The sequence below is a fragment of the Cyanobacteriota bacterium genome, from assembly GCA_025054735.1.
GTDB lineage: Bacteria > Cyanobacteriota > Cyanobacteriia > SKYG9 > SKYG9 > SKYG9.
Genome location: JANWZG010000490.1, coordinates 1 through 2,497, shown reverse-complemented (window position 1 = coordinate 2,497; position 2,497 = coordinate 1). Strand labels below are relative to the sequence as shown.

4 protein-coding genes are annotated in these 2,497 nt (G+C 51.3%); 3 read left to right on the top strand and 1 reads right to left on the bottom strand.

Annotated elements, in window-relative coordinates; genetic code table 11:
* The 3 genes from NZ772_17240 to aroQ all read left to right on the top strand — a co-directional run.
* Positions 1–920: CinA family nicotinamide mononucleotide deamidase-related protein (locus NZ772_17240; protein MCS6815302.1), on the top strand; the 920-nt coding region annotated here is incomplete at its 5' end.
* 189 nt (positions 921–1,109) lie between these two features.
* A complete protein-coding gene (locus tag NZ772_17235) occupies positions 1,110–1,244 on the top strand; it encodes a hypothetical protein (GenBank protein MCS6815301.1) in 135 nt (44 codons plus the stop codon).
* 23 nt (positions 1,245–1,267) lie between these two features.
* Positions 1,268–1,702: a type II 3-dehydroquinate dehydratase gene (gene aroQ, locus NZ772_17230; protein MCS6815300.1), complete on the top strand. Its 435-nt coding sequence runs from the start codon at positions 1,268–1,270 to the stop codon at positions 1,700–1,702.
* A 34-nt stretch (positions 1,703–1,736) separates the two neighbouring features.
* Here aroQ and phnE read toward each other — a convergent pair whose 3' ends face one another.
* Positions 1,737–2,489, bottom strand: a complete 753-nt coding sequence (phnE, locus tag NZ772_17225) for a phosphonate ABC transporter, permease protein PhnE (GenBank protein MCS6815299.1) — start codon at positions 2,487–2,489, stop codon at positions 1,737–1,739.
* Positions 2,490–2,497 lie beyond the last annotated feature (8 nt).

Sequence of the window (2,497 nt, the reverse complement as noted above, 5' to 3'; positions counted from 1 at the left end):
AAGCTCTATTACCCAAGGGAGCCGAGGTCTTACCAAATCCATCGGGCACAGCCCCTGGCATGATCTGGCAACCCCGTGAGCACTTAACCATCCTTACCTTTCCCGGTGTGCCCTCTGAAATGAAGCTGATGTGGCATGAAACTGCCGTTCCCTACCTCAAACGCCAAGGTTGGGGACAAACTATCATCCACAGTCGCAGCCTGCGATTTTGGGGCATTGGTGAATCTGCCCTTGCAGCTAAGGTTAGCCCCTTCTTCGAGTTGCGTAATCCAACTGTTGCCCCCTACGCTGGCAACGGCGAAGTCCGGTTGCGGGTGTCGGCTAGAGCAGCATCCGTCGAGGAAGCGGAAGCCCTAATTAACCCGGTTGCCACTCAACTGCAAGCGATTGCAGGCTTAGATTATTACGGAGATGACGACGACAGCTTAGCATCCGTTGTAGGCAAGCAACTACAGGCGAGAGGAGAGACCTTGGCGGTAGCTGAATCCTGTACAGGCGGTGGACTTGGACAGGCGATTACTGCTATACCGGGTAGCTCTGCCTACTTTTGGGGTGGCATTATCTCCTACGACAATCAAGTCAAGGTAAATCTGCTGAATGTGGATCCAGAGACTCTAGCTAGCCAAGGTGCGGTTAGTCATGCTGTTGCTCAACAGATGGCAGTAGGTGTGCGATCGCGCCTCGGCACCACTTGGGGACTGAGCATCACAGGCATTGCTGGCCCTAGTGGAGGTACGGCAGCCAAACCAGTGGGGTTAGTGTATATCGGACTAGCCTCAGCAGATGGTTTAGTTGAGAGTTATGAGCACCGTTTTAGCGATATTAAAGGCCGAGACTGGATTCGCCACATGAGCATCTGCACTGCCCTCGATCAACTCCGACGGCTAATAGTCCCTAGATGTTCCCCGTCTTTAGATTGACTTTAGATTGATTTTTCTTGACCTATCGTTAATCTTCGTTATCATGGATCTAACGACAATAAATCAGCAACTATGGATGTTTGCTGAAGTACTATGCTCTCTACAGTGGCCTGACTGCAACTAGTGGATTGATTAGTCGCCGACCATATGTTTGGGGAGAGCAATTCCATCGCAAGGAGCTACTGCATAATGGACTTGATTGAGAAGGTGCTGGAACAGTTGAGGGAATGGGCGCGCAAGTTGATTGAGGTGTTACTCGGCCCAGATGCTGAACCTGAACCTGAGTTGATTCCAGTTCCTGTTGATCAACCTAAGCACCGCTGAATTCTGTAGACTAGGATTTACTATTGACGCACGTATTAGTCGTTCATGGCCCTAACTTGAATCTGTTAGGTGTGCGTGAGCCTGGAATCTACGGTAGTCAGACCCTGCAAGACATTGATGCTCTGCTTCAGGCTGAGGCCAAAGCCTTGGGTGTTTCTGTATCTAGCGTGCAATCTAACCATGAAGGTACGCTGGTAGATGCCATCCAACAGGCGGTGGGGGTTTATCAGGGCATTATTATCAATGCTGGAGCTTACACTCACACTAGTGTGGCTATTCGGGATGCGATCGCAGCTACAAGTCTGCCCACGGTAGAAGTGCATCTGAGCAATATTTATCGTCGGGAAGACTTTCGGCATCACTCCTATATTGCACCTGTAGCCATTGGCCAAATCAGTGGGTTCGGTGCTGATAGTTATCGCCTAGGCTTGCAAGCTCTAGTTCGCTACTTGAGTTGAATTTTGCTGGTACATACTACACCACGGTTGATCGCTATGTGACTGCTTGACGCACCTGAGCAGAAAGCCACTCGCTAATCAGCACTAGGAGAACGATCGTGGTTAGAATGACACTGACCTGCGACCAGCGCAAGACGGCAATGGAGGCATTCAGTTGCAAGCCAATGCCCCCTGCACCTACTAGCCCCAGCACAGTGGCCTCTCGCATGTTGATATCCCAACGAAAGATGGTGACCCCAACACATGCAGGCAGCACTTGGGGCACAATCCCGTAGGTGAGGATCTGAAGCGGATTTGCCCCTGTAGCAGCGATCGCCTCTACGGTCTCTGGATTAATTTCTTCAATCGCCTCGTAGCAGAGTTTACCCACAAAGCCAATGGAGCGGAGACCAATGGCAATCACTCCTGCTAGGATGCCTGGCCCCAGCATCGCTACCAAGAGCATTGCCCAGATTAGGGAATTGACCGAGCGTGACCCAACAATCACTAGCAGCATCAATTGCCGAATCCAAGGGTGGGGTGTGGTGTTGTGGGCAGCCAGAAATGCCACTGGCACTGCGACTAACACTGACATCACGGTTCCTAAAGTAGCAATGTTCAAGGTATCCCACAGGGGTCGCCATAGTTGGGGTAGGTAGCGCCAATCTGGAGGAAACGCACGGCTCAGTAGGTTTCCTACTTGGGTAGGAGCATCCTGGACGAAGTTCCAGTGGGTACGATTGCTAATGAGTTGCCAACAGATGACTACTAGTACAATCCCCAACAGCCAGCCTAGCCAATTCAGGATCCGTTGAC

What these genes read in the sequence shown, in the direction of transcription:
- NZ772_17235 (MCS6815301.1), top strand. Translation starts at nt 1,110, where the DNA reads ATGGACTTGATTGAGAAGGTGCTGGAACAGTTGAGGGAATGGGCGCGC.